Annotated in this window: 17 protein-coding genes; 12 read left to right on the forward strand and 5 right to left on the reverse strand. The window is 63.6% G+C overall.

Features of this window, described 5'->3' with window-relative positions:
- The first annotated feature begins 54 nt into the window (after positions 1-54).
- From bglX to EGJ86_RS14060, 4 genes are all read left to right on the forward strand, one after another.
- A complete protein-coding gene (bglX, locus tag EGJ86_RS14045; RefSeq protein ID WP_177432839.1) occupies positions 55-2349 on the forward strand; it encodes a beta-glucosidase BglX in 2295 nt (764 codons plus the stop codon).
- A gap of 259 nt (positions 2350-2608) precedes the next feature.
- The gene (locus tag EGJ86_RS14050) at positions 2609-4144 is read left to right on the forward strand and encodes a glucan biosynthesis protein G (RefSeq protein ID WP_125835532.1); all 1536 of its coding nucleotides are present in this window, start codon (positions 2609-2611) and stop codon (positions 4142-4144) included.
- Complete coding sequence (gene mdoH / locus EGJ86_RS14055; protein ID WP_125835510.1) at positions 4137-6677, forward strand: glucans biosynthesis glucosyltransferase MdoH; 2541 nt, start codon at positions 4137-4139, stop codon at positions 6675-6677. The genes EGJ86_RS14050 and mdoH overlap by 8 nt, the downstream gene beginning before the upstream one ends.
- A 182-nt stretch (positions 6678-6859) precedes the next feature.
- On the forward strand, positions 6860-7393 hold the full coding sequence (locus EGJ86_RS14060) for a cytochrome b (protein WP_125835511.1): 534 nt from the start codon (positions 6860-6862) through the stop codon (positions 7391-7393).
- Between the two features lie 356 nt (positions 7394-7749).
- On the opposite strand, the gene EGJ86_RS14065 is transcribed toward EGJ86_RS14060, so the two are convergent.
- From EGJ86_RS14065 to EGJ86_RS14080, 4 genes are all read right to left on the reverse strand, one after another.
- On the reverse strand, positions 7750-8937 hold the full coding sequence (locus EGJ86_RS14065; RefSeq protein ID WP_125835512.1) for a GGDEF domain-containing protein: 1188 nt from the start codon (positions 8935-8937) through the stop codon (positions 7750-7752).
- A gap of 259 nt (positions 8938-9196) precedes the next feature.
- Positions 9197-10384, reverse strand: coding sequence for an MFS transporter (locus tag EGJ86_RS14070; RefSeq protein WP_125835513.1), 1188 nt, complete (start codon positions 10382-10384; stop codon positions 9197-9199).
- Between the two features lie 106 nt (positions 10385-10490).
- Complete coding sequence (locus EGJ86_RS14075; RefSeq protein WP_125835514.1) at positions 10491-11390, reverse strand: LysR family transcriptional regulator; 900 nt, start codon at positions 11388-11390, stop codon at positions 10491-10493.
- A gap of 20 nt (positions 11391-11410) precedes the next feature.
- On the reverse strand, positions 11411-13324 hold the full coding sequence (locus EGJ86_RS14080; RefSeq protein ID WP_125835515.1) for a DEAD/DEAH box helicase: 1914 nt from the start codon (positions 13322-13324) through the stop codon (positions 11411-11413).
- A gap of 149 nt (positions 13325-13473) precedes the next feature.
- Here EGJ86_RS14080 and EGJ86_RS14085 point away from each other — a divergent pair, with 149 nt between their 5' ends.
- On the forward strand, positions 13474-14367 hold the full coding sequence (locus EGJ86_RS14085) for a DMT family transporter (protein WP_125835516.1): 894 nt from the start codon (positions 13474-13476) through the stop codon (positions 14365-14367).
- A 40-nt stretch (positions 14368-14407) separates the two neighbouring features.
- Here EGJ86_RS14085 and mnmC read toward each other — a convergent pair whose 3' ends face one another.
- On the reverse strand, positions 14408-16369 hold the full coding sequence (gene mnmC / locus EGJ86_RS14090) for a bifunctional tRNA (5-methylaminomethyl-2-thiouridine)(34)-methyltransferase MnmD/FAD-dependent 5-carboxymethylaminomethyl-2-thiouridine(34) oxidoreductase MnmC (protein WP_125835517.1): 1962 nt from the start codon (positions 16367-16369) through the stop codon (positions 14408-14410).
- A 122-nt stretch (positions 16370-16491) separates the two neighbouring features.
- Here mnmC and pap point away from each other — a divergent pair, with 122 nt between their 5' ends.
- The 7 genes from pap (at position 16492) to EGJ86_RS14125 (ending at position 24891) form a co-directional block, all read left to right on the forward strand.
- Complete coding sequence (pap, locus tag EGJ86_RS14095) at positions 16492-17979, forward strand: polyphosphate:AMP phosphotransferase (protein ID WP_125835518.1); 1488 nt, start codon at positions 16492-16494, stop codon at positions 17977-17979.
- 232 nt (positions 17980-18211) lie between these two features.
- On the forward strand, positions 18212-19399 hold the full coding sequence (locus tag EGJ86_RS14100) for a thiolase family protein (RefSeq protein ID WP_125835519.1): 1188 nt from the start codon (positions 18212-18214) through the stop codon (positions 19397-19399).
- A 124-nt stretch (positions 19400-19523) separates the two neighbouring features.
- On the forward strand, positions 19524-20144 hold the full coding sequence (locus EGJ86_RS14105; protein WP_125835520.1) for a LysE family translocator: 621 nt from the start codon (positions 19524-19526) through the stop codon (positions 20142-20144).
- 63 nt (positions 20145-20207) lie between these two features.
- Complete coding sequence (locus tag EGJ86_RS14110) at positions 20208-21131, forward strand: LysR family transcriptional regulator (protein WP_125835521.1); 924 nt, start codon at positions 20208-20210, stop codon at positions 21129-21131.
- Positions 21128-22018, forward strand: a complete 891-nt coding sequence (locus tag EGJ86_RS14115) for a LysR family transcriptional regulator (protein ID WP_125835522.1) — start codon at positions 21128-21130, stop codon at positions 22016-22018. The genes EGJ86_RS14110 and EGJ86_RS14115 overlap by 4 nt, the downstream gene beginning before the upstream one ends.
- A gap of 147 nt (positions 22019-22165) precedes the next feature.
- Positions 22166-22792, forward strand: coding sequence for a glutathione S-transferase family protein (locus EGJ86_RS14120; protein ID WP_099525638.1), 627 nt, complete (start codon positions 22166-22168; stop codon positions 22790-22792).
- 53 nt (positions 22793-22845) lie between these two features.
- Positions 22846-24891, forward strand: a complete 2046-nt coding sequence (locus tag EGJ86_RS14125) for a pyridoxamine 5'-phosphate oxidase family protein (protein WP_125835523.1) — start codon at positions 22846-22848, stop codon at positions 24889-24891.
- The last annotated feature ends 121 nt before the right edge of the window (positions 24892-25012 follow it).

The raw sequence follows: 25012 nt of genomic DNA on the forward strand, positions 1-25012 counted from the left end.
CGGAGTATCGTGGGGACCATTCAAACAATGATTCGCATCCCGGTGCCGCTCCCGATGAAATACCTGCGTCAGTTCGCTGTTGCCTCTGCCTTGATCACCCCCAGCCTGCTGGTTGCTGCGCCTTCGATTGATGACAAATCGGCCTTCATCGCCGACCTGGTAGGTCGCATGACCCTTGAGGAAAAGGTCGGCCAATTGCGCCTGATCAGCATCGGCGGTGACATGCCGCGTGAGCGCATCCGCGAGGAGATGGCGGCGGGTCGCATCGGCGCCACCTTCAACTCGGTGGTGCGACCGGAGAATCGTCCGATGCAGGAGGCTGCCCTGCGTAGCCGCCTGGGCATCCCGGTGTTCTTCGCCTACGACATCATCCATGGTCATCGCACCACCTTTCCCATCGGCCTGGGCCTGGCGTCCAGCTGGGACATTCCAGCCATCGAGAACAGCGCCCGGATCGCGGCGTTCGAAGCCAGTGCCGATGGTCTGGACATGACCTTCGCGCCGACCGTAGACATCTCCCGCGATCCACGCTGGGGACGCACTTCCGAGGGCTTCGGCGAAGATCCCTACCTGGTTTCTCGTATCGCCACGGCCATGGTGCATGGCTTTCAAGGCAAGGACCCCAGCGATCCGCAGCGGATCATGGCCAGCGTCAAGCACTTCGCCCTGTATGGCGCGGTGGAGGGCGGGCGCGACTACAACGTGGTCGACATGAGCCCAATGCGCATGTACCAGGACTACCTGCCGCCTTATCGCGCCGCCATAGATGCCGGCGCTGGTGGGGTGATGGTGGCGCTGAACTCCATCAATGGTGTCCCTGCTTCGGCCAATACCTGGCTGCTGCGTGATCTGCTGCGCCGCGACTGGGGCTTCAAGGGTGTGGCGCTCAGTGATCATGGCGCAATCACGGAACTGCTGCGCCATGGTGTGGCTGCCGATGGTCGAGAGGCGGCAAAACTGGCCGTCACCGCAGGTGTTGGGATGAGCATGGCCGACACGCTCTACGATCAGGAGCTGCCGGCGCTGGTGCGCAGCGGCGCGGTACCTCAGAGCGTGCTGGATGAGGCTGTCACCCATGTGCTGAACACCAAGTACGACCTCGGCCTGTTCCACGATCCGTTCCGCCGTATCGGCCGCGCCGAGGACGACCCGGCCGACGTCAATGCCGAAAGCCGCCTGCACCGCGCCGATGCGCGGGCCATGGCGCGCGACTCCCTGGTGCTGCTGGAAAACCATGGCGACACGCTGCCCCTGAGCAAGAAGACCACCGTCGCCTTGATCGGTCCGCTGGCCGACTCGCCGGTGGACATGCTCGGCAGTTGGTCAGCGGTGGGCGTGGCGGAGCAGGCGGTGACCCTGCGCAAGGGCATGGAAGCGGCGCTCAAAGGGCAGGGCAAGCTGCTCTACGCCGTTGGCGCCAACGTCACCGACGATGCCCATGTGATCAATTACCTCAATCAGCTCAACTGGGATCGCCCGGAAGTCGTGCTGGACAAGCGCACCCCGCAGGCGATGCTGGAGGAGGCGGTGCGTGTGGCAGCCCAGGCCGACGTCATCGTTGCCGCCGTGGGGGAGGCGCGCGGCATGTCCCACGAGTCATCCAGTCGCACCCGGTTGGACCTACCGGACAGCCAGCAGGCGCTGTTGCGCGCGCTCAAGGCCACCGGCAAACCGCTGGTGCTGGTGCTGATGAACGGTCGACCGCTGGCGCTGGGGTGGGAGAAGGAAAACGCCGATGCAATGCTGGAGACCTGGTACAGCGGTATAGAGGGTGGCAACGCCATCGCCGACGTGCTGTTCGGTGAGCACAACCCCGCCGGCAAACTACCGATCACCTTTCCGCGTTCGGTCGGGCAGATTCCCACCTACTACAATCATCTGCGCCTGGGCCGCCCATACACGCCCGGCACGCCTGGCAACTACACCTCGCAGTATTTCGAGGAGCCCAACGGTCCGCTGTATCCGTTCGGCTATGGTTTGAGCTACAGCGATTTCCAGCTGTCGGCGCCGAAGCTGTCTGCCGAGCGCATGGCACCGGGCGAGAAGATTCGCGTCAGCGTCACGCTTAAGAACGCCGGACCAAGGGCTGGCTCCACCGTCGTGCAGCTGTATCTGCACGACGAGGCCGCCTCGGTGATCCGTCCGGTGAAGGAACTCAAGGATTTTCGCAGGGTCAAGCTTGGGGCAGGCGAGGCACGCGAGCTGAGTTTCGAGATCGACGAAGCCATGCTGCGTTTCTACAACGCCAGCCTGCAGCATGTCAGCGAGCCAGGTGCCTTCCGTGTCCAGCTAGGGCTGGATTCGGAGAGCGTGCAGGAGGCGCGTTTCGAATTGTTGCCACGCCAATGAGGGTGTGGCCCTAGGAGGCGAAAATATACTCGCTCGAGCACCTGTGCCGGACTTCACGATCTGGTAATAATGCGCAGAAAGAATCCGCGCATGCGGAGACGTCACCGTTCGGTTGGCTGTCTGCATTGTGCTCGCGCTGTATTTGTACCATTCGCCCGTTTTCAACTCTCTGCAGCGGCCGCCCCCGGGCTTGCCGCTGCTTGTCAGTACGTGTTGCCCTGGAGGCTGTGTGTCGATGAGTCGTTGTTCTGGAGCCCGTATGGGCAAGGCCGGCAAGCTGGCCCTTTGTGTGCTCCCCCTGCTGTTCGCTGCCCAGGGCTGGGCCTTCGATCTGGATGATGTGGCGGTAAAGGCCAAGGCGCTTGCTGCCGAACGCTACAATGCGCCGCAAAGCAATCTGCCGGCTGCGCTGCGCGAATTGCCGTTCGCTGGCTATCAGAAGGTGCGCTTCCTTGAGGAAAAAGCACACTGGGCTGATGGCAAGACGCCGTTCCGGCTGTACTTCTTCCACCAGGGCATGCACTTCGATGTGCCGGTGAAGATCAACGAAGTGACCGCCGAAGGCACCCAGGAAATCAAGTACGACCCGTCGATGTTCGACTTCGGCGATCTCAATCTGAACCCGGATGACCTCAAGGATCTCGGTTTTGCCGGCTTCAAGGTGATCAACGAGATCAACACCAACGGTCGGCACGATGAGGTGATGAGCGTGCTGGGCGCCAGCTACTTCCGCATCGTCGGCAAAGGGCAGGTGTTCGGTCTTTCCGCGCGCGGTCTGGCTATCGACACCGCGCTGCCATCGGGGGAAGAGTTCCCGCGCTTCAGCGAGTTCTGGATCGAGAAACCGCAGCCCGATCGCCGCAGCCTGGTGATCTACGCACTGCTCGACTCGCCGCGCGCCACCGGCGCTTATCGCATGGAAATCAAACCGGGGCGCGACAGCGTGCTCGAGGTGCAATCGAAGGTCTACCTGCGTGAGAACGTCGAAAAGCTCGGCATCGCGCCGCTGACCAGCATGTACCTGTTCGGTGCCAACCAGCCCTGGCCGCGCCCGAATTACCGCCCGCAACTGCATGACTCCGATGGTCTGGCCATCCATGCCGGCAATGGCGAGTGGATCTGGCGTCCGCTGAACAACCCGCAGCGTCTCAACGTCAGCAGCTATCGTATCGACAACCCACGTGGCTTCGGCCTGATGCAGCGTGGTCGCGACTTCAACCAGTATCAGGATCTCGACGACCGCTACGAACTGCGCCCAAGCGGCTGGGTGGAAACCGTCGGCGATTGGGGCGCTGGTCATGTCGAACTGGTGGAGATCCCCACGCCGGACGAAACCAACGACAACATCGTCGCCCTGTGGCGCCCCGAGAAGCTACCGGCACCGGGCGAGTCGCTGGATGTGGCCTATCGCCTACACTTCAGCCGTGACGACGCCAAACTGCACGATCCGCAACTGGCCATGGTCAGCCAGACCCGGCTGTCGGAGGGTGATATCAAGCAGGCCAACCTGATTCGTCAGGCCGATGGCAGTACCGCGCTGGTTGTCGATTTCGTCGGTGAGGAGCTGGCCAAGCGTTCGCCCGACGCGGCGCCGACTGTTCAGGTCAGCGTCGATGGCAACGCCGAGTTGCTGGAAGACAGCCTGCGTTACAACCCGGTCAGCAAAGGCTGGCGCCTGATGTTGCGCATCAAGGTCAAGAACCCGGCGCAGCCGGTGGAGATGCGCGCTGCCCTGGTCGAGGACGGCAAGCCCTTGTCGGAAACCTGGAGCTATCAGCTGCCTTCCCATGAATAACACTCTAGACCCTACGCAAATCCAGGAGTATCTGGGAGAACTGCCGCTCGATCATGAGCGGCAGCAGGCCTTGGCTGATCGCGTCGAAGAGGAGGGCGGCGATCTTGCGACACTGCATCGCGCCCTGCACGAGGACGATCAGCTAGCGACCGAGCCCCAGGAGGAAACCCGCGAGATGCTCGACTCGGTGCCAGCCCGCCTGGCATTGGGCTGGCCGGATGCGCTCGAGCGCGGTTGCCGTATCGTCCAGGATCATCAGGGCCGTCCGACCATCGATTCGACGCCGCCGATCAAGCGCACGCGCATGGTGCCGGAGCCTTGGCAGATCAATATCCTGGATCGTGGCTGGCGCCGTCTGAAAGGCGAGAAACCTGCGCCGCGGCCGCGCACGCGTGAGAGCGAAGACTTCGCCGAAGAACGTTGGCGGCATGTTGCGGCGGTGCGCCGAACCGCACTGCTGGTGCTGATGATCACGCAGACGGTGGTCGCCACCTGGTACATGAAGTCGGTGCTGCCTTATCAGGGCTGGTCGCTGGTCGATCTTGGCCTGGTGTTCGACCAGCCGCTGCGCGAGTCAGCGCGGCAGATCCTGCCCTATGTGGTGCAGACCAGTATCCTGGCACTGTTCGCCCTGCTGTTCTGCTGGGTGTCGATGGGGTTCTGGACCGCGCTGATGGGCTTCTTCCAACTGCTCAAGGGGCGTGATCGCTATAGCATCTCCGCGAGCAGCTGCGGTGATGAGCCGATCTCGCCGCGGGCGCGTACCGCACTGGTGATGCCGATCGCCAACGAACACGTGCCGCGTGTGTTCGCCGGCCTGCGCGCGACCTTCGAATCGCTCAAGGCTACCGGGCAGCTCGATCACTTCGACTTCTTCGTTCTCAGCGACAGCAACGATCCGGATATCTGCGTGGCCGAACAACAGGCCTGGATGGAGTTGTGCCGCGAAGTGGAAGGCTTCGGCCATATCTTCTACCGCCGCCGTCGGCGTCGGGTGAAGCGCAAGAGCGGCAACATCGACGACTTCTGTCGGCGCTGGGGCAGCAACTATCGCTACATGGTAGTGCTCGATGCCGACAGCGTAATGAGCGGCGATTGCCTGACCCGCCTGGTGCGCCTGATGGAGGCCAACCCCGGGGCTGGCATTATCCAGACCGCACCCAAGGCATCGGGCATGGACACCCTGTATGCGCGCCTGCAACAGTTCGCCACCAGCGTCTACGGACCGCTGTTCACCGCAGGGCTCAACTTCTGGCAGCTGGGTGAATCGCACTACTGGGGCCACAACGCGATCATTCGGGTCAAACCCTTCATCGAGCACTGCGCTTTGGCGCCCTTGCCGGGCACTGGTTCTTTCGCTGGCGCGATCCTCTCCCACGACTTCGTCGAAGCCGCGCTGATGCGCCGTGCCGGTTGGGGTGTGTGGATCGCCTACGACCTGCCGGGTAGTTATGAAGAGCTGCCACCGAACCTGCTCGACGAGCTCAAGCGTGATCGTCGCTGGTGCCACGGCAACCTGATGAACTTCCGGCTGTTCCTGGTGCGTGGCATGCACGCCGTGCATCGCGTGGTGTTCCTCACCGGCGTCATGTCCTACCTGTCGGCGCCGCTGTGGCTGTTGTTCCTGGTGCTGTCGACCTGTCTGCTGGCGATCCATACGCTGATGGTGCCGGAGTACTTCCTGCAGCCCAACCAGCTCTACCCGTTGTGGCCGCGCTGGCAACCCGAAGAGGCCGTGGCGCTGTTCTCGGCGACCATGACGCTGCTGTTCCTGCCCAAGCTGCTCAGTGTGCTGCTGATCTGGATCAAGGGCGCGGAAGCGTACGGTGGTCGTACGCGGGTGCTGCTGTCGATGCTCCTGGAGGCCTCCTGCTCGGTTCTGCTCGCACCTGTGCGCATGCTGTTCCACAGCCTGTTCGTCACCGCTGCTTTCCTCGGTTGGTCGGTGCAGTGGAACTCGCCGCAGCGTGTGGATGACTCGACCCCTTGGAGCGAAGCGTTCCGTCGTCACGGTACCCAGGTGTTGATCGGTATCAGCTGGACGGCACTGGTGGCCTGGCTCAACCCGGACTTCCTCTGGTGGCTGGCGCCTATCGTGGTGTCGCTGGTGCTGTCGCCTGTGGTCTCGGTGCTGACCAGTCGTACTGCGCCAGGACTGGCAGCGCGGCGCAGCAAGCTGTTTCTGATACCGGAGGAGCACAAGGTGCCAGTGGAGCTGAGCAACACCTCCGAGTACGAGCAACTGAACAGTTCGCGTGCGCTGCGCAAGGGTTTCCTGCGTGCAGTGGTCGATCCGCTGTACAACGCTCTGGTCTGCGCCATGGCCCGCGCCCGGCACGCCAAGGTTGTGCCCGCCGCCGAAGCGCTGCGCGAAGCGCGTATCGAGGAAATCCTCAGCGCCGGGCCTGAGGGCAAGGTCGAGGCAACCCGCTGGCGTCTGCTCAACGATCCTGACGGCATGGCGCGTTTGCATGCGCGCATCTGGCAGGAACCGCAATATCACGCCTGGCGCGAAGCGCTGCGCGACGCCTGATCATCACCGCAGGCTTCAGTCTCGACTGGAGCCTGCGGTGATGCCTTTCTGACATCCCTGCTAACATCTCTTCTGATCATCACGCCTGCTGGCGCGGCACCATTGGCTCTGGAACGGGTCTTTGGCTCGGGTGGCGGCATGAGGCCGCATAGATTTCATCATGACATTGGAGAGGAAGCACCATGTCGAATCTGCATGATTCCGCGCAGCGCTACGGCGCTGTTACACGCTGGCTGCACTGGGGGATGGCGGTAGTGCTGGGCTGGCAATTCTTGACCGTGCTGGCGCACACCCTGATAGAAGAAAGCGCCCTGGATAAATTCCTCTGGGGCACGCACAAGGCGACGGGACTGCTGCTCATGGTGCTGGTGGTGCTGCGCCTGCTCTGGGCGCTGTACAGCAGCAGTCGTCGGCCTGCGCCAGTCAGCACGCTGGCACGTTTCGGCCATCTGGCGTTGTACGGTCTGCTGTTCGTGATCCCCTTTATCGCTCTGCTGCGCCAATACGGCTCGGGCCGGGAGTTCGTCGCCTTCGGCATGACCATCATGCCGGGCTTCAGTGACGGCAAGATCGAGTGGATGATCGCGCCCGCCAGCTTGCTGCACGGCAACCTGGGCTGGCTGTTGTTGTTCATGGTGATTGGTCATGCGGCGATGGCCTTCGTCCATCGCCGTCAGGGCGGTGAAGACGTGTTGGCCCGTATGATCGGTCGTTGATCTGGCTGGCTATAGCGAATGTCTTACACGCCGTGGCGGTAAGCGTCGCTTTTGCCCCGTCGGTCCGAGCAGTAATCTACACACATCCCCTGCAGCGATGGAGCGCTGAGGATCAAAGACGATGACCAGGTCAGGATTGGCCACCGACAGGATGTCGGATGGTTGGGAGGAAACCCGCTTCGGCGGGTTTTTTGTTGCCTGCCATCCCTGGCGGCAACCCTTCGGGCCGTCGCAAGCGACGTCAAAAATCGTTCCCGACGATTTTTTGTTGCCTGCGATTTTTCGCGGCAGGCGTTCGGGGTTTAGCAAGCGATACCACAGCGCGGGCCTGACGCTTTTATCCAGACCGCAGAAGCTCAACCCAGTGTCAGGTGATTGCGACCAGCCTGTTTGGCCTGATAAAGCAAAGCATCTGCTCGGCGGTACAGTTCTTCACTGCTTTCGCCATCCATGGCCAGGCGTGCGCCCATGCTGACGGTGAGGTGGTCGGCCGTCGGTGAGGCGGCGTGGGCAATGTTCAGGGTGGCCAAGCCACTGCGTAGCGCTTCTCCGAGTGTTCGCAGCTGTTCAGCATCGCAACCATATAGCAGCAGGGCAAACTCTTCTCCGCCCAGGCGCACTGCCATGTCCATGGGGCGACGTGCGAAATGCTGCAGCACTCGACCTACCTGGCGCAGAGCCTCGTCGCCGGCCTGATGTCCGTAGTGATCGTTGAAACGTTTGAAATGGTCGATGTCGAGCATCAATAGCGCAACCGTGGCTGACTCGCGGTTGCCCTGGCGCAGGGCGAGATCCAGATGCTGAGTGAAGCTGCGGCGGTTGTGCAGGGCGGTGAGCGGATCGTGGTTGGCTTGCCAGTCCAACAGTCGCAGCAGTAGAAACTGCTCGCGCTGGGTGTGATCCCTGACATAGGCCCCCATTGCACAGATCAGCAGGGCCAGGCTGAAGATGAAGCACAGTCGCAGGTAATCGACCTGTTGCGCTTGCGCTAACAGCCACAGCCCAGGCAAGACAACCAGCGGTAGGCTGACCGCTGCCAGAAGCAAGTTGCTTCGATACGACAGGCCGAGGGGAAAGAACAGGGTGATTGCCATCAGTAGCAGCACGCTGTTGGAGATGGGAACGTTCAGATTTTCGTAGAAAATGATCGTCAGCGTGGTGCCTAGCACCAGGCTCAGCAGGGTGGCGGTGACCACCTTCGGGCCGTAGTGCTCACGGCTGCCGTCGAGCAGCCGCAGGGCAAGTAGGGAGAGTATGAGGATGATTGAGCCGCGCACCAACAGCAGGCTCCAGAGCGGTGCTGGATAGTCAGGGAAGCGTTGCCCAAGATCCAGGCGCATGACATCGACAAGGGTGAAAATCATCCATATACCGAGACCCAGGAGCACAGCGATTTTCTGATAGCGCGCCTGCGCCTTGCTGATGTACTGGTGATATTCCTGTTCCAGTGGCTCGCTGAAACGCAAGAAACGAAAACCGCAGCGTAGCTGTTCGGCGTAACGGTTCTCCGGGATTGCACTGAGAGCTTCCGGGGCTGACTGCATGGCGACTCCTTGTTTCACTGAGCATAAGGTGCTCGGCGGGATCGTCAATCAGTAACGCTATGGCAAATGTCTTACACGCATTGGCGCTAACCGCTGCTATTGCTATTGAGCCCCGATCATTAATCTACACACATCCCCTGCAGCGATGGAGCGCTGAGGATCAAGGAAGATGACCAGGCCAAGATGGCTACCGACAGGATGTCGGATGGTTGGGAGGAAACCCGCTTCGGCGGGTTTTTTGTTGCCTGCAGAAAAATCCTCACTCCTCCTTGCCGATAAATGCCAGCAGTGCGAGTAGTGGTAGTCCGGCGGCCAGCAGTACCGTGCCTGACCAACCGAAGCGCTCGTAAACCGGGCTGGCCAGTGCCGAACCGATGGCGCCACCGATGAAGATGCTGGTCATGTACAGCGCATTGAGTCGCGCGCGGCTCTGCGGCTCCAGGGTGTAGATGCTGCGTTGACCCAGCACCATGCTCATCTGCACCGCGAAATCCAGCACGATGGCAGTGACGACCAGACCGATCCAGCCCAGCCCGGCGCTCAGCAAATTGGGGGCAAAGGCCAATGGTGCGAGGATCAGCGCCACCAGGCTGGCGCGCCAGGTATGGCCGGCATCGGCCAGGCGTCCGGCGATAGGGGCCGCCACTGCGCCGATGGCGCCGGCGAGGGCGAACAGGGCGATGTCCTGCTGGCTCAAACCGAGGTGGCGCGACAGCTCCAGCGGCGCCACTGTCCAGAACAGACTGAAGCTGGCGAACATCAGGCCCTGATAAAGCGCGCGGCGACGCAGTGTCGGATAGCGGCGCAACAGGTGAACGAGCGAGGCCAGCAGTTGCCCGTAGCTGGCGCGGTGGCTGGGGGCGTGGCGCGGGATGGTGGTGGCGATCACCAGCGTAATCACCAGCATCAGTCCGGCTGCCATCAGGTACACCGCGCGCCACCCGAATTCACCGGCTACCAGGCTGGCCAGCGGCCGAGCCAGCAGGATGCCCAGCAGCAGGCCGCTCATGATGTTGCCCACCACACGGCCACGGCTGGCTTCCGGGGCCAGGTTGGCGGCCAGTGGAATCAGCATCTGTACCGAAACCGAGCTGAGACCTATCAGCAGTGCCAGGCCAAGAAACACATCCGGCTGACTCGCGAAGGCCGCCGCCAATAGGCAGAGCAGAGCGGCCGCGGTGGTGATCAGCATCAGCCGACGGCTTTCCAGCAGGTCGGCCAGCGGCACCAGAAACAACAGACCCAGGGCATAGCCGATTTGCGTCAGCGAAACGATCAGGCTGGCGCGCTCGGCGCTGAGGCCGACATCCGGGGCGATCAGCTCGATGATCGGCTGGGCGTAATAGAGGTTGGCGACGATGGCGCCGCAGCACAGGGCGAACAGCAGCACCAGTGCCTGCGGCAGGGCTGGCGACTCGCTCGTCAGTGAGGAGGTCTGGCTAGTCATGATGAATCTCGATGAGAGGAAACGACAGGCGCAAGGTTAGGCAGCTAACGCCTGGCGGAAAATCCATCGAGCCGGCAACGCTGCGTTGCGCGCCATGCAAAAGCCCCTAGCCTTGCAGCAATCCCTGGAGAAACTCGCTGAACGCGGCGATGCGTTTCGAACCCCGATGGTTCGGCAGGTAGAGCAAGTGAATAGTGCCCTCGTGCGGGCCGGGTGCGACTTCGTAGTCGGGCAGCAGGCGTTGCAGCTTGCCACTGTCCACATCGTCGCGTACCAGCCAGTCCGACAGCAGCGCGATGCCCTGACCATCCAGCGCGGCCTGACGCAATATATCGGCGTTGTTGCTGCGCAGGCGCCCGCTGACCGGCACCTGCACGGTCGTTCCCTCCTGCTCGAAGCGCCAGTAGTTCGCCGGGCTGCCGTAGTCGTACTGCAGGCAGGCGTGCGCCTGCAGTGCGTCCGGATGTTCGATGGGCGAGGTGCGTGCCAGATAATGTGGACTCGCTACCAGCCAGCGGCGAAAGCTGCCGACACGCTGGCTGACGACGTCGTCGCTGACGATGGAAGAACCCAGGCGCAGCGCCAGGTCGACCCGTTCGCTAAGCAGGTCGACCACTTCGTCGGTCACGCGCAGGGTCAGCTCCAGTTGCGGGTGGCGCTCCAGCAGTTCGCCCAGGCGTGGGGCGATGATGCGCCGAGCGAACTCCACCGGCACGCTTACCGCCAGACGACCACGCACCTCTTCGCCGTTGTCGATCACGGCGGCATCGGCCTCGTCGAGTGCGTCGAGGATGGCCAGGGCGCGTTCGAAATACTCGCGTCCGGCCTCACTGACGCTGATCTGCCGCGTATTGCGGTTTAGCAGCACGCAGCCCAGCTCTTGCTCCAGGGCGTTGACCGCACGGGTCACCGACGAGGTGGCCAGGCCCAACTGCCGCACCGCAGCGGAAAAACCACCGCAGCGAACGGTGGCGACGAAGGTGCGCAGAGCCAGCAGTTTGTCCATGGGAACGCCTGAAGTGCAGATCAGCCTGAAGCTTGCGCGATAGGTCGGCTTGCTGCCAAGCACTGCGTGGCGCCCTGGGCCTTGCGCGTGTACCACAGCACCCGGCTTACGCCACGGGTGATGGCCACGTAGGCCAGGCGCCGGGCTTCGTCCTGCATGGCCTGGTCGTAGCTGCCGGCGAAGAAACCGCATTGGGCGTAGAGCGCGTTGCGCAGTGGGTGCTTATCCGTCGGCAGGCAGTCGTCGAGGATGATCGCCACTTCAGCCTGCAGACCCTTGGCGCGATGGATGGTCATGGCCCTGACCGGCAGCGATTTGTCCAACTGTGCGCGCACCTGTTGCAGCGGCTCGTTGCGCCGGCTGAGCAGCAGCACAGCGGTGCGATCCGCGTTGGGGCGCTGGCTGACGTGCTGGCACTGCGCGGTGATTTCCTTGAGCAGCGCCGGCAGGCCGCTGGCCAGGTCGAAGCGCTGGATCAGCCTGACGCCATGGTCGCCCGGTTGCATGGCCTTGGCCGCGACGCAGGTCTTGGCCTGCTTGCTGTGCACCTCGGCCAGCACCCTCTCGCCGTCTCGGATCACCGGCTCGATGCTGCGGTAGTTGGTGCCTAGCAGCAGGGTGGTGCTTTTGCCGCGTCCACGGCTGGGGAAGTGGCGGTCGAAGTCGATGAACAGCTCTGGCGAGCTGCCGCGCCAGCCGTAGATCGATTGCCAGTCGTCGCCGATGGCCATCAGGCTGATGCGTTCGCCCGCCGCGTGCAGGCGGCGATGCACGGCCTGCAGCCACAGCACGATCTGCGGCGAGATGTCCTGGAATTCGTCGATCAGCAAGTGGCTCAGGGCGAGCAGGGCGGGGCCGGATTTGCCGCCGTCGCTGCTCAGTTGCTCGCTCAGTTGCGCGAAGGCGCCGTTGAAACTGATCAAACCCTGGCTCTGTAGCAGCGCGCTGAAGTGCTGGTGAAAGCGCTGCATGGCCTCGATGAAATCACGCTCGCGGGGCGCGCAGCCCAGAGCTTTCACGTCCAGGCGCTCGAGACGAATACCCAGGCTCTCGGCGAAGTCGATCTGCCCGTGCAGCAGCTCGAACAGCGGCAGGGCGGTGAACTCACCCGGCAGTTTGCAGGCGTCTTGTGGCGCCTTGGGCTTGCCCTGTGGCGGCTCTTCGGGTGCCGGCAGTTTGAGCAGGCGATGAGTCAGGGCGCGAAAGCGCGCGTCTTCGGTGTAGGCATTCTGGTAAGCCTGCTTGAGTAGGCGTTGTTGCGTGTGGCGCAGACGAGCGCCGGTGAGCGGGTTGTCCGGTTCGTCGCTGGGCTCGTCCATTTGCTCGAACCAACGCGGGTTGCCCAGGCTTTCCTTGGCCAGCGTGGCCATGGCCGCGTGGAAGGTGCGCACGCACTGGCGTGCATCGTGCGGGTAGTGCCAGAAGTCGAGCAAACGTTGCAGGCGCTCGCGCAGCTCGTGGCAGGAGGCGTTGGTGAAGGAAATCACCGTCAGGCGTTTCGGATCGACCTCCAGGTGGCAGAGCAGGAACACCACACGCAGTACCAGGGTGCTCGACTTGCCTGAGCCGGCACCCGCGAAGATGCGCGCCAGCGGGGCGCGGCAGAGGATCATCGCCCATTGTTCGTCCGACGGTGCCCCGATCAGCCCGGCACTCACCGCCTGGGCCACGCGCTCGCGCATGGACTGCACCTGGGCGTCTTCGATCTTCAGCCGGGTGGCGGGGTAAATCCCGGCGGGGCCAGGTTTGCCGCTGGCAGCCTTGCGAGTGCCGGCTTTCTTGTTGCCGGCGGACTTCTTCTTGCTCTGCTTGCGTATAGGCTTGCGCGGTTGCGCGGCTTCGCGCTCGGCACGCAGATAGGCGGTGGTGCGGGGGAAGTAACGGGCGAGGGCGCTGGACAACAGTTGTTTGTAGCGCGCGACGGCGGAAAGCATGCGGTGAGAATGACCTGACTGATTAAAACCGCATGATAAAGCCTGTAGCGCGATGGCAGGCAGTGATGGCGCGGCGATAAATGCGCAACTTTGTGCAAGCGCCTGGCGCCTATCGCTTCCAGACTGTGCTCAGTCTTGGGAGATTCTCGATGAACCTGTCGCTTTACCTGCTGACCGTACTGATCTGGGGCACGACCTGGATCGCCATCAAATTCCAGATGGGCGAGGTGGCCGTTGCCGCCTCCATCGCCTATCGCTTCGCCCTGGCCTCAGCAGTGCTGTTCGCCATGCTCTGGTTCAGTGGCCGCCTGCAGCCGCTGGATCGCCGTGGCCAGGGCATCTGCCTGGTGCAGGGGTTGTGCCTGTTCTGCCTCAACTTTCTGTGCTTCTACACCGCCAGCCAGTGGATACCCAGTGGCCTGATCGCGGTGATCTTCTCCACCGCTACCTTGTGGAACGCGATCAATGCGCGGTTGTTCTTCAAACAGCGTATCGCCGCCAACGTGCTGCTCGGTGGCGCGCTGGGGCTGGTCGGCCTTGGCTTGCTGTTCTGGCCGGAGCTGGCCGGGCACGAGGCCAGCCGCGAAAGCCTGCTGGGTATCGGCCTGGCGCTGTGCGGCACGCTGTTCTTCTCCGCCGGCAACATGCTCTCCAGCCTGCAGCAGAAGGCTGGGCTCAAACCGCTGACCACCAACGCCTGGGGCATGCTTTACGGCGCGCTGATGCTGGTGGGCATCTGCCTGGTCAGCGGTACGCCGTTCGCTTTCGAATGGAACGCACGCTACGTGGGTTCGTTGCTGTACCTGGCGATTCCCGGCTCGGTGATCGGCTTTACCGCCTACCTGACCCTGGTCGGACGCATGGGGCCGGAGCGCGCGGCCTACTGCACGGTGCTGTTCCCGGTGGTGGCGCTGAATATCTCGGTGTTCCTCGAGGGCTACCAATGGACGACCCCGGCGCTGCTCGGCCTGGGCCTGGTGATGCTGGGCAACGTGCTGGTGTTTCGCAAACCCAAACCTGTGCTTGCTGAGGCCAGAGCCTAAGTGCGGCCAACCCAGTAGGGTGCGCCGTGCGCACCGTCGATCAGCTCCCGCGAATCAGCTTGCGCAGCATAAAGCGATTGGGGTGGCTGGCCTCCGCTATCTCGCGTGGCACTGGCAGCGGTTCGTTTTCTAGCCAGGCAGCGATCAGTTCGCCTGACAGTGGCGCGGTGATCAGCCCGCGTGAGCCGTGGCCGCTGTTGATGTACAGGCCGTGCAGCCAGGGACAGGGCGCATCCGGCACCTGGCGGGCGTCCTTGGCCAGTACCGCATAGGTTTCGGTAAAGGCTTCGGCATCAGCCAGCGGCCCGACTATCGGCAGGTAGTCCGGGCTGGTGCAGCGGAACGCGGCGCGGCCTTCCAGCGTTGCGGGGTCGATATGATCGGCCTGCAGGCGCTCGGCCAGGTCAGTGGATATCTCCCTAAGTAGCTCCAGGTTGCCGGCGTGCTCGGCGATGCTGGGCGTGAGGTCGTCGCTGTGGAAGTCGAAGCTGGCGCCCAGGGTGTGTTCGCCTTCGCGCGGTGGGGCGACGTAGCCTTCGGCGCAGACCACGGTGCGCAATTGACTGCTGAGCGAGTTGGCCGGCAGGCGGCTGATCTGCCCTCGAATGCGCTTGAGCGGCAGGTTGGTATCCGGCAGCAGGCGGGAAATTTCGGCGGCGCAAGCCAGCACCAGCACCGGTGCTTCGGCCAACACACCGCTCTGTCCCTCGACGCGCCAGCGATCATTTTGCCGACTCAGGCTCAGCGCTTCCTGATAGGGGCGTAGCTCGATCAGCGGGTGTTGCACCAATTGCCGGCACAGCGCCGGCGGGTGCACCCAGCCAGCATCCGGGTAGAACAGGCCGCCGGCCGGTAGGCCGATGCCGGCCTGCTGCTCGGCTTTATCCTTCGTTAGCGCATGCAGCAGATCATTCGGGAAGGCCGCGGACAGTTTGCTCTGGCGCTCGGCTTCCTTGGTGTCGAAGGCCAGCTGCAGCACGCCGCAAGCGTCCCAGTCGGCACCGCGCTGCAGACGTTCGAGCAGCCGGCGGGTATGACCGAAGCCGGCGACGATCAATTGCGACAACGCGGTGCCATGGGCCGAGAGCTTGAGGTAGAGCACACCCTGCGGATTGCCCGAGGCCTCGCAGGCAACTGCCGCGTGGCGCTCCAGCAGGCTCACTCGCCAGCCGCGCGCTGCCAGGCTGGCGGCAGTGGCGCAGCCGGCCAGACCAGCGCCGATCACCACCGCGTGTTTTTCCTGCGTGGGGCGAGCGGGGCGGGCGAACCAGGGCTTGCCGACGGTTTGCGTCTCACCGATGAACTGTCCTTTAGCCACCTCCCATTTTTTGCCCAGGCCGGGCACGCGCTTCATCTTGAAGCCGGCTTCATTCAGTGCGCGTCGTACCCGGCCGGCGCTGGAAAATGTGCCGATGGTTGTGCCGGGGGCCGACAGGCGCGCCAGTTCGGCGAACAGCTCGGGCGTCCACATTTCAGGGTTTTTCGCCGGATTGAAACCGTCGAGAAACCAGGCGTCGATGCGCGCATCCATTTGCGGCAATTGCTCCATCACGTCACCGATCAACAGCGTCAGCACCACCCGGCCACCGGCCAACAGCAGGCGCTGGAACCCGGGGTGAATGGCTCGGTATTTAGTCAGCAGTTCTGCGCTGAACGGTGCCAGCTCTGGCCACAGGGCCAGGGCGCGCTGCAGGTCGTCATGATGCAGCGGATATTTTTCGACACTGACGAAGTGCAGGCGCGCGTCAGCGGGCGCCTGTTGCTCGAACAACTGCCAGGCGCAGAGGAAATTCAGCCCGGTGCCGAAACCCGTCTCGCCGACGTTCAGGCATTCGCCGTCGGCGAGAGCGGCGAAACGCGCTGCCAGATCGTTGTTGGCGAGGAAGACGTAACGCGTCTCTTCCAGGCCGTTTTCCTGGGAGAAATAGATGTCGCCGTAGCTGCGCGACAGAGGCTGGCCGCGCTCGTCCCAGTCGAGCTGGGCGTGATGGGTGTCTGACATGGCTGGGGTCCGCTGGATCGTCCGGCGATTCTACCGTGCACAGGTGCCATGGCGCTGGTGTCAGCGGGCAAAGCATTGGATGTTCCGTTAGGCTGTGAGGATCATTCCAGGGAGGTTGCTTTATGTTCGAGTCCGCCGAAATCGGCCGCAGTATCGACAAGGCCACGTTCGAGGCCGAAGAGCCGGCGCTGCGCGAGGCGCTGCTGGAGGCGCAGTACGAGCTCAAGCAGCAGGCGCGTTTTCCGGTGATCGTGCTGATCAACGGCGTCGAGGGCGCCGGCAAGGGCGAGACGGTGAAACTGCTCAACGAGTGGATGGACCCGCGGCTGATCCAGGTCAGCACCTTCGATATCCAGACCGATGAAGAACTGGCGCGGCCGCCGGCCTGGCGTTACTGGCGCCAACTGCCGCCGAAAGGGCGTATGGGCGTGTTCTTCGGCAACTGGTACAGCCAGATGCTGCAGGGCAGGGTGCACGGCAAGTTCAAGGACGCGGTGCTGGACCAGGCCATCGATGGCGCCGAGCGCCTGGAACGCATGCTCTGCGATGAAGGCGCGCTGATCTTCAAGTTCTGGTTTCATCTGTCCAAGCAGCACATGAAGGCTCGACTGGAGGCGCTCAAGGACGATCCGCTGCACAGTTGGCGCATCAGCCCGCTGGACTGGCAGCAATCGAAGACCTACGACAAGTTCGTGCGCTACGGCGAGCGCGTGCTGCGCCGCACCAGCCGCGATTACGCGCCCTGGTACGTGGTCGAGGGCGTCGATCACTATTACCGCAGCCTCACCGTCGGGCGCATCCTGCTCGAAGGCTTGCAGGCAGCATTGGCTAATCCGCAACGCACCCAGCTGCAACCGCATGCCGCGCCGCTGGTTTCCAGCCTGGACAATCGCGGCTTGCTGGCCAGCCTGGATATGACCCAGGCCCTGAGCAAGGACGACTACAAGGAGCAACTGGCTACCGAGCAGGCGCGTCTGTCCGGGCTGATGCGTGACAAACGCATGCGCAAGCACGCGCTGATCGCGGCATTCGAAGGCAACGATGCCGCCGGCAAGGGCGGCGCCATCCGTCGTGTCACCGGCGCGCTCGATCCGCGCCAGTACCGCATCGTGCCGGTGGCGGCGCCGACCGAGGAAGAGCGCGCTCAGCCCTATCTATGGCGCTTCTGGCGGCACATTCCGGCGCGCGGTAAGTTCACCATCTTCGACCGCAGTTGGTATGGCCGTGTGTTGGTGGAGCGGGTCGAGGGCTTCTGCAGCCAGGCCGACTGGCTGCGCGCCTACGGCGAGATCAACGATTTCGAGGAGCAACTGGCCAATGCCGGAGTGATCCTGGTGAAGTTCTGGCTGGCCATCGACCAGCAGACGCAGCTGGAGCGCTTCAATGAGCGCGAGGAGATTCCGTTCAAGCGCTTCAAGATCACTGAAGAAGATTGGCGCAACCGTGACAAGTGGGACGACTACGCCGACGCTGTGGGCGACATGGTCGACCGCACCAGCACCGAGATCGCGCCTTGGACCTTGATCGAGGCCAACGACAAGCGCTTCGCCCGGGTCAAGGTGCTGCGCACCATCAACGAGGCCATCGAGGCGGCGTTTGCAAGGGATTGAGATTTTTCGCGGCTGAAACGGAATGCCGCCCAGCCGCTCCTACGGTATTCACTGCACTGTAGGAGCGGCTTCAGCCGCGATGCTTTTGTGTCGATCCCAAAGCCCCGGATTGCATCCGGGCTACGCCCCTGGCCCGATCTCCCCGTATACGCCAGATCAATGATGGTCGCACCCGGGGATCGGCTGGATTTATCTTCACGCCATTCGCCATCCAATAACAACGAGGTGCGTCATGCGTGAAGTGGTGATCGTCGACAGCGTCCGGACTGGCCTGGCCAAGTCCTTCCGCGGCAAGTTCAATATGACCCGGCCGGACGACATGGCCGCTCACTGCGTCGATGCGTTGCTGGTGCGCAATGGCATCGACCCGAAGCTGGTCGATGACTGCATTGTCGGTGCCGGCTCCAACGAGGGCGCGCAGGGCATGAACATCGGTCGCAATGTCGCCGTGCTCTCGCGCCTGGGCAATCCGGTGGCGGGCATGACCCTCAACCGCTTCTGCTCCTCGGGCCTGCAGGCCATCGCCATCGCCGCCAACCAGGTGGCATCCGGCTGCAGCGACATCATCGTCGCTGGCGGTGTCGAGTCCATCACCATGACCCTGAAAAGCATGAACATGGACAACCTGTTCAACCCGCTGCTGCAAAAGGACAACCCCGGCATCTACTACCCCATGGGCAAGACTGCCGAGATCGTCGCCAACCGCTACGGCATCACCCGCGAAGCCCAGGACGCCTACGCCCTGCAAAGCCAGCAGCGCACCGCGCGGGCTCAGGCCGACGGTCTGTTCGCCGACGAGATCGTGCCGATGTCGGTGAAGTATCAGCTCGAAGACAAGGCCACTGGCGAGAAGAAGATCGTTGATGGCGTAGTCGAGACCGATGACTGCAACCGCCCGGACACCACCCTGGATTCCCTGGCCAAGCTGCCACCGGCGTTCGACCCGGCTGGCAGCGTGACTGCCGGCAACGCCTCGCAGCTTTCCGACGGCGCTTCCATGACCCTGGTGATGAGCCTGGAAAAAGCGCTGGAGCTGGGCCTGACGCCCAAGGCCTATTTCCGCGGTTTCACCGTGGCCGGTTGCGAGCCGGACGAGATGGGCATCGGCCCGGTGTTCTCGGTGCCCAAGCTGCTCAAGGCCAAGGGTCTGAGTGTGGCCGACATCGACCTGTGGGAGCTCAACGAGGCGTTCGCTTCGCAGTGCCTGTACTGCCGCGACACGCTCGGGATCGACAACGATAAGTACAACCTCAGCGGCGGTTCCATCTCCATCGGCCACCCGTTCGGCATGACCGGCTCGCGCCAGGTCGGCCACCTGGTGCGTGAGCTGCAGCGCCGCGAACTGCGCTACGGCATCGTCACCATGTGCGTTGGCGGCGGCATGGGCGCCACCGGATTGTTCGAGGCATATCGCGGATAAACGTAGGGTGCGCTGTGCGCACCGGGTGGTTTCCCGGTTGTTGGCGGTGCGCACGGCGCACCTTACGGTTTGAACGATGCGCTGTTTATACTCGCGCTCTGCCCAGTGGACGGAGCGCCTGCCTATGCCTTTTGCCGAAAACCTCATCACCTTCACCCTTGCCGCCACGCTGCTGACCCTGACGCCGGGGATCGACACGGCGCTGGTGCTGCGTACCGCAGCGGTCGAGGGCCGGCAGCAGGCGTTTCGCGCGGCGCTGGGCATCAATGCCGGCTGCCTGCTCTGGGGCGCGGCGGTGGCCTTCGGCCTGGGCGCGCTGCTGGCGGTTTCCGAATTCGGCTACAACCTGCTCAAGTATTGCGGTGCAGCGTATCTGGCCTGGCTCGGGCTGAACATGCTGCTGCGCCCGCGCACCTCCTTGGCTCCGGCGCAGGCCGGCGGCCAGCCCGGCGCTAACTGGTTCCTACGCGGCCTGCTGGGTAATGTGCTCAACCCCAAGGTGGGGATTTTCTACGTGTCCTTCCTGCCGCAGTTCATTCCGCAGGGGCAGCCGCTGATCGCCTGGACATTCGGTCTGGTGGGCATCCATGTGGCGCTCAGCCTGGTCTGGGCGCTGTTGCTGATCGGCGCTACCAAGCCGCTCGGCCACTGGTTGCGGCGCGAGGTGGTGATCAAGTGGATGGATCGCAGCACGGGGCTTATCTTCGTCCTCTTCGCCGCGCGTCTGGCCTTGAGCCGGCGCTGAGTCCGGAGGTGGCCTCGTCATGAGGTACGCTGCGTCGGTGTAACAGAAAACCAGGCGGTGACGATGGATCGGTTTCAGGAAATGAGGGTGCTGCTGGCAGTGACCGAGGCCGAAAGCTTCGCCGGTGGTGCCAAGCTGCTGGGTATTTCGCCGCCCAGCGTGACCCGCGCCGTCGCGGCGCTGGAGGCTCGCCTGGGTACGCTGTTGCTGGCGCGCAGCACGCGCAGCCTGCGTTTGACCGAGGCCGGCCAGCGTTATGTCGAGGACTGTCGACGCATCCTGCTGGAGCTGGAAGAAGCCGAGGAACTGGCCGCTGGTGGCAGTGTGCGCCCGCGTGGACGCCTCACCGTGACTGCGCCGGTGATGTTCGGTGAGCTGTTCCTGATTCCACGTATCGCCCAGTACCTCGATACCCATCCGGACGTGGAGGTCAATGCGTTGCTGGTCGACCGCGTGGTGAACATGATGGAGGAGGGTATCGACGTGGCCGTGCGCATCGGCTCGCTGCCCGAGGGTGATCACCCTGCATTGCAGGTCGGGCAGATTCGCCCGGTGGTGTGCGCCTCACCAGATTTTCTCGACCGTGTCGGGCGTCCGAACCACCCGGATGAGTTGCGCGATGCGCCCATCGTCATGTCCAGCGCCAGCACCCTGCTGTCGCACTGGCAGTTCGTCGGCGCCGACGGTCCGTTCGGCTTCATGCCGCAGCCGCGCTTCACTGTCAGCTCCAACCAGGCGGCGATCAGCGTGGCGCGGTTGGGCTGGGGTTATACCCGCGTGCTGTCCTACCAGGTGGCCGCCGCGGTGGCGCGCGGCGAGATCGAACTGGTACTCGAAGCGTTCGAGCCACCCGCCTTGCCGGTGCACATCATTCACCAGGGTGGTCGCCAGGTGTCGGCCAAGGTGCGTACGTTCGTCGACCACTGCGCCGCCAGTTTTCGCGCAGATCCGGCGCTGCGCGCGGCCGGAGCCGCGCCTGTGTCATGAGTCATCACCGCGAGATGCAGGTCTTCCTCGTCGTGGCCCAGGCGGGCAGCCTGGCCGCTGCTGCTCGCCAGTTGCAGCTGTCGCAGGCCACGGTGATGCGTACCGTAGCTGCGCTGGAAAGTCGTCTGGACAGCACCTTGCTGCTGCGTGGACCACGCGGTGTGAGCCTGAGCGCGGCGGGTACCGCTTTCGCCGACAGTTGCCAGCGCATTCTGCAGCGGGTTGAGGAGGCCGAGCGCTCGGTGACCGGCCTGCATGCCAGCCCTGTCGGGCAACTGACCCTGGCTCTGCCGCTGTTGATGGCGCATCAGGTGCTGACCCCCATCGCGGTCGACTATCTGGCGGCATTTCCCGAGGTGAGCCTGGCTACCTTGGCGCGCGAAGAGCCGCCCAGGGTGCTGGAAGAGGGCATCGACCTGGCCGTGGTGGTCGGCCATCTGCCCAGTTCGTCCGGCTTTGCCGTGCCGCTGGGATGGGCGCGACCGCTGGTCTGTGCGACACCTGACTATCTGCAGCGCTGGGGCTGGCCCGCAAGCCCGCAAGCTCTGCACGTGCACCGCACCATCGGCCGGTCTTCGACCGGTCATGCGGGGGAATGGCGTTTTGCGGACGGTGCGGTGAAGCTCGCGCCGCGATTGACCTGCAGCACGCCGCAGGCTGCGATCCGCGCAGCGCTCGCCGGTTTTGGCCTGACCCGCTGCCTGAGCTATGAGGCCTATCAGGAGTTGCAGAGTGGGCAGTTGCAGGCGGTGCTGGAAAACTTCGCCGCAGCGCCTTTGCCGGTGCAGCTGTATTACCGCGAAGGACGCCGGGCGGCGGGACGGGTGCGTAGTTTCCTCGACTTTGCCGTGCCGCGCCTGCGTGCTCATCCGGCGTTTCAGGCCTGACGTGAGAAAATTGCAGAAAGTGAAATAGTGGATTGTTCTTTGTGGTGATTCTTATCGAGATTGGATGAGGCCAACATGGCCCCATCGTCGCGAAGGCCAGTCGTCTCGCGGTGACCTTATCCAATCACGCTCGAAGGAGTCATCGCCATGTCCCGTCCCGCCATCAAGCTGTACAACTTCCCGCGCTCCGGCCATGCCCACCGTGCCGAGCTGATGCTCTCGCTGCTGCAATTGCCCACCGAGCTGATCTTCGTCGACCTGGCCAAGGGCGAGCACAAGACCCCCGAGTTCCTTGCCCTCAACCCCTTCGGCCAGGTACCGGCCATCGATGACGGCGGCACCATCGTCAGCGATTCCAACGCCATCCTCGTCTACCTGGCCAAACGTTACGGCAACGACGACTGGCTGCCGCAGGAGCCGGCTGCTGCCGCCCGCGTGCAGCGCTGGTTGTCGGTGGCCGCCGGTTTGGTAGCGTTCGGCCCCGCAGCTGCGCGCCTCGTCACCGTATTCGGCGCCTCGTTCAACACCGAAGAAGTGATCAATCGCGCCCATGCGCTGTTCACCGTGATGGAAGGCGAGCTGGGCGAAACCCCATTCCTCACCGGCGACAAGCCGAGCATCGCCGATGTCGCCAACTACTCCTACATTGCCCACGCGCCGGAGGGCAACGTCTCGCTGGAACCCTATCCGAACATCCGCGCCTGGCTGGCACGCATCGAGGCGCTGCCGGGTTTCGTACCGATGCCGCGTACCGCCGCCGGCTTGCAAGCCTGAGTCGCCGATAGCTGCCGGGCTCACTCGGCAGCTTCTTGCGTGGAGGACAGAACATGCAACAGCTCCCCAGCCATCGGCACTCGCCCTGGCATGCCGGTGAAAAGCAACTGCAGGAAAAGGTCGGCGTCGGCGAACGCATGGAAGTGCTCGGGCAGAAGGTGATCCGTGACTACATGCCGGATCAGCATCGCGAGTTCTACCATCAGTTGCCGTTCATGATCGCGGGTGCTGTGGATGGCGCAGGCCAGCCCTGGGCCACGTTGATCGAGGGTGAGGAGGGTTTCGTCACCTCGTCCGATCCACGTCAGCTGTCGTTCGACTTGGCCGCCATGGCGCTCGACCCGCTCGATCCGGCCACTGCCGGTCTGGTCAGCGGCGAGGCCATCGGCCTGCTCGGCATCGAGCTGCATTCGCGGCGGCGCAATCGCATCAACGGGCATATTCATCAGGCCTCTGCACAGCGTCTGGACATCACCGTGGAGCATTCCTTCGGCAATTGCCCGCAGTACATCCAACTGCGCCACTACCGCCGCGTACCTGAGCGGGGCATCGAGCGCCTGGCAGCGACCGAACTGGATGCGCGTACTGCCGAGATGATCCGTAACGCCGACACCTTCTTCGTCGCCAGTTACGTCGAGCATACCGATGGCCGCCGATCGGTGGACGTTTCGCACCGAGGCGGGCGCGCCGGCTTCGTGCGGGTAGAGGGCAATCGGCTGACCATTCCCGACTACGCCGGCAACCTGTTCTTCAACACCCTGGGCAATCTCAGCGTCAATCCGCGCGCCGGCCTGCTGTTCGTCGACTTCGCCACGGGCGACGTGCTGCAACTGGGCGGACGCGCCGAAATCCTCCTCGACAGTCCGTTGATCAACCTCTTCGAAGGCGCCGAACGGCTATGGACACTCGACGTCGAGCAGGTGGTGCTGCGCCCGGCCGCGACTTCATTGCGTTGGGCCTTCGAGGAATATGCACCGACCAGCCTGATGACCGGCACCTGGGCAGAAACCGATGCGCGTCTGCGCGAGCGTGAGCAGCGCAATCAGTGGCAGCGCTGGCGCGTGCAGCATCAGCAGCAAGAGAGCGCCGACATCCGCTCGTTCGTGCTGGCACCGGAGCAGGGCGTTGCACCGCGCTTCGCCGCCGGTCAGCACCTGCCCATTCGCATCACCACTGTTACAGGTGAAACCCTGCTGCGTACCTACAGCCTGTCGAGTGCTCCATCGGACGGTCAGTTGCGCATCAGCGTCAAGGCGCAGGGTGTGGTCTCGCGGCACCTGCACGAACAGCTTCAGGTTGGCGATGTGCTGGAAGTGCGTCCGCCACTGGGCAGCTTCACCCTCAACAGTGACACTCATCGGCCGCTGGTGTTGATCGGTGCCGGTGTCGGTATCACGCCGCTGCTGTCGATGCTGCGCGAGCAGGTGGCGTTGGGACAGGGCAAGCGCATCCATTTCTTCCAGGGGGCACGGACGCTGAGCGACCTGCCGTTCCAGGTCGAGCTGCGCGAGTTGGTGCAACGTGCTGATGGTCTGCTGCGCGTGCATCGTGCCCTCAGTGCACCGGAGCAGGGCGCAGTGCTCGGACGCGACTATGAGCAGCATGGACGCATCGAGCTGGAGCAGATCAAGGCGGCGCTGTCGTTCGACGATTACGATTTCTACCTGTGCGGCCCGGCCGCCTTTACCCAGGCGATCTACGATGGCTTGCGCGATCTGAACGTCGCCGATGCACGCATCCATGCCGAGGCGTTCGGCCCCTCGACCCTGACGCGTCGTACGGACGGGCAGGTGACTGCTTTCATGCAGCCGCCGGCTGCAACCGAGCCGGTACCGGTGTACTTCACCACTTCGGCCAAGGAGGCACGCTGGATGCCGGAAGGTGGCAGCCTGCTGGAGCTGGCAGAGAACCGGGGTCTGACGCCAGAGTTCAGCTGCCGTGGTGGTTCCTGCGGCACCTGCAAGACGCGACTGATCAGCGGGCAGGTGCATTACCCGAACCCGCCAGCCGAGTTGCCGGAAGGCGATGGCGTGCTGATCTGCTGCGCGGTGCCGGCGCAGGGTGAGGATGGCGTTCAGCCCCTCGTGCTCGATTTGTGAGAGGGCCGAGACGATGAGCGCTGGATCTGAAAATCGTTACGTCTGGCCTGATGTTGAAGCGGACGATGCGTGCAACTCGCCTTGGAGTTACGGTCAGCACGAAGTGGAGGTCGGCTATCTG

Source organism: Pseudomonas sp. o96-267, from assembly GCF_003935465.1.
GTDB lineage: Bacteria > Pseudomonadota > Gammaproteobacteria > Pseudomonadales > Pseudomonadaceae > Aquipseudomonas > Aquipseudomonas sediminis.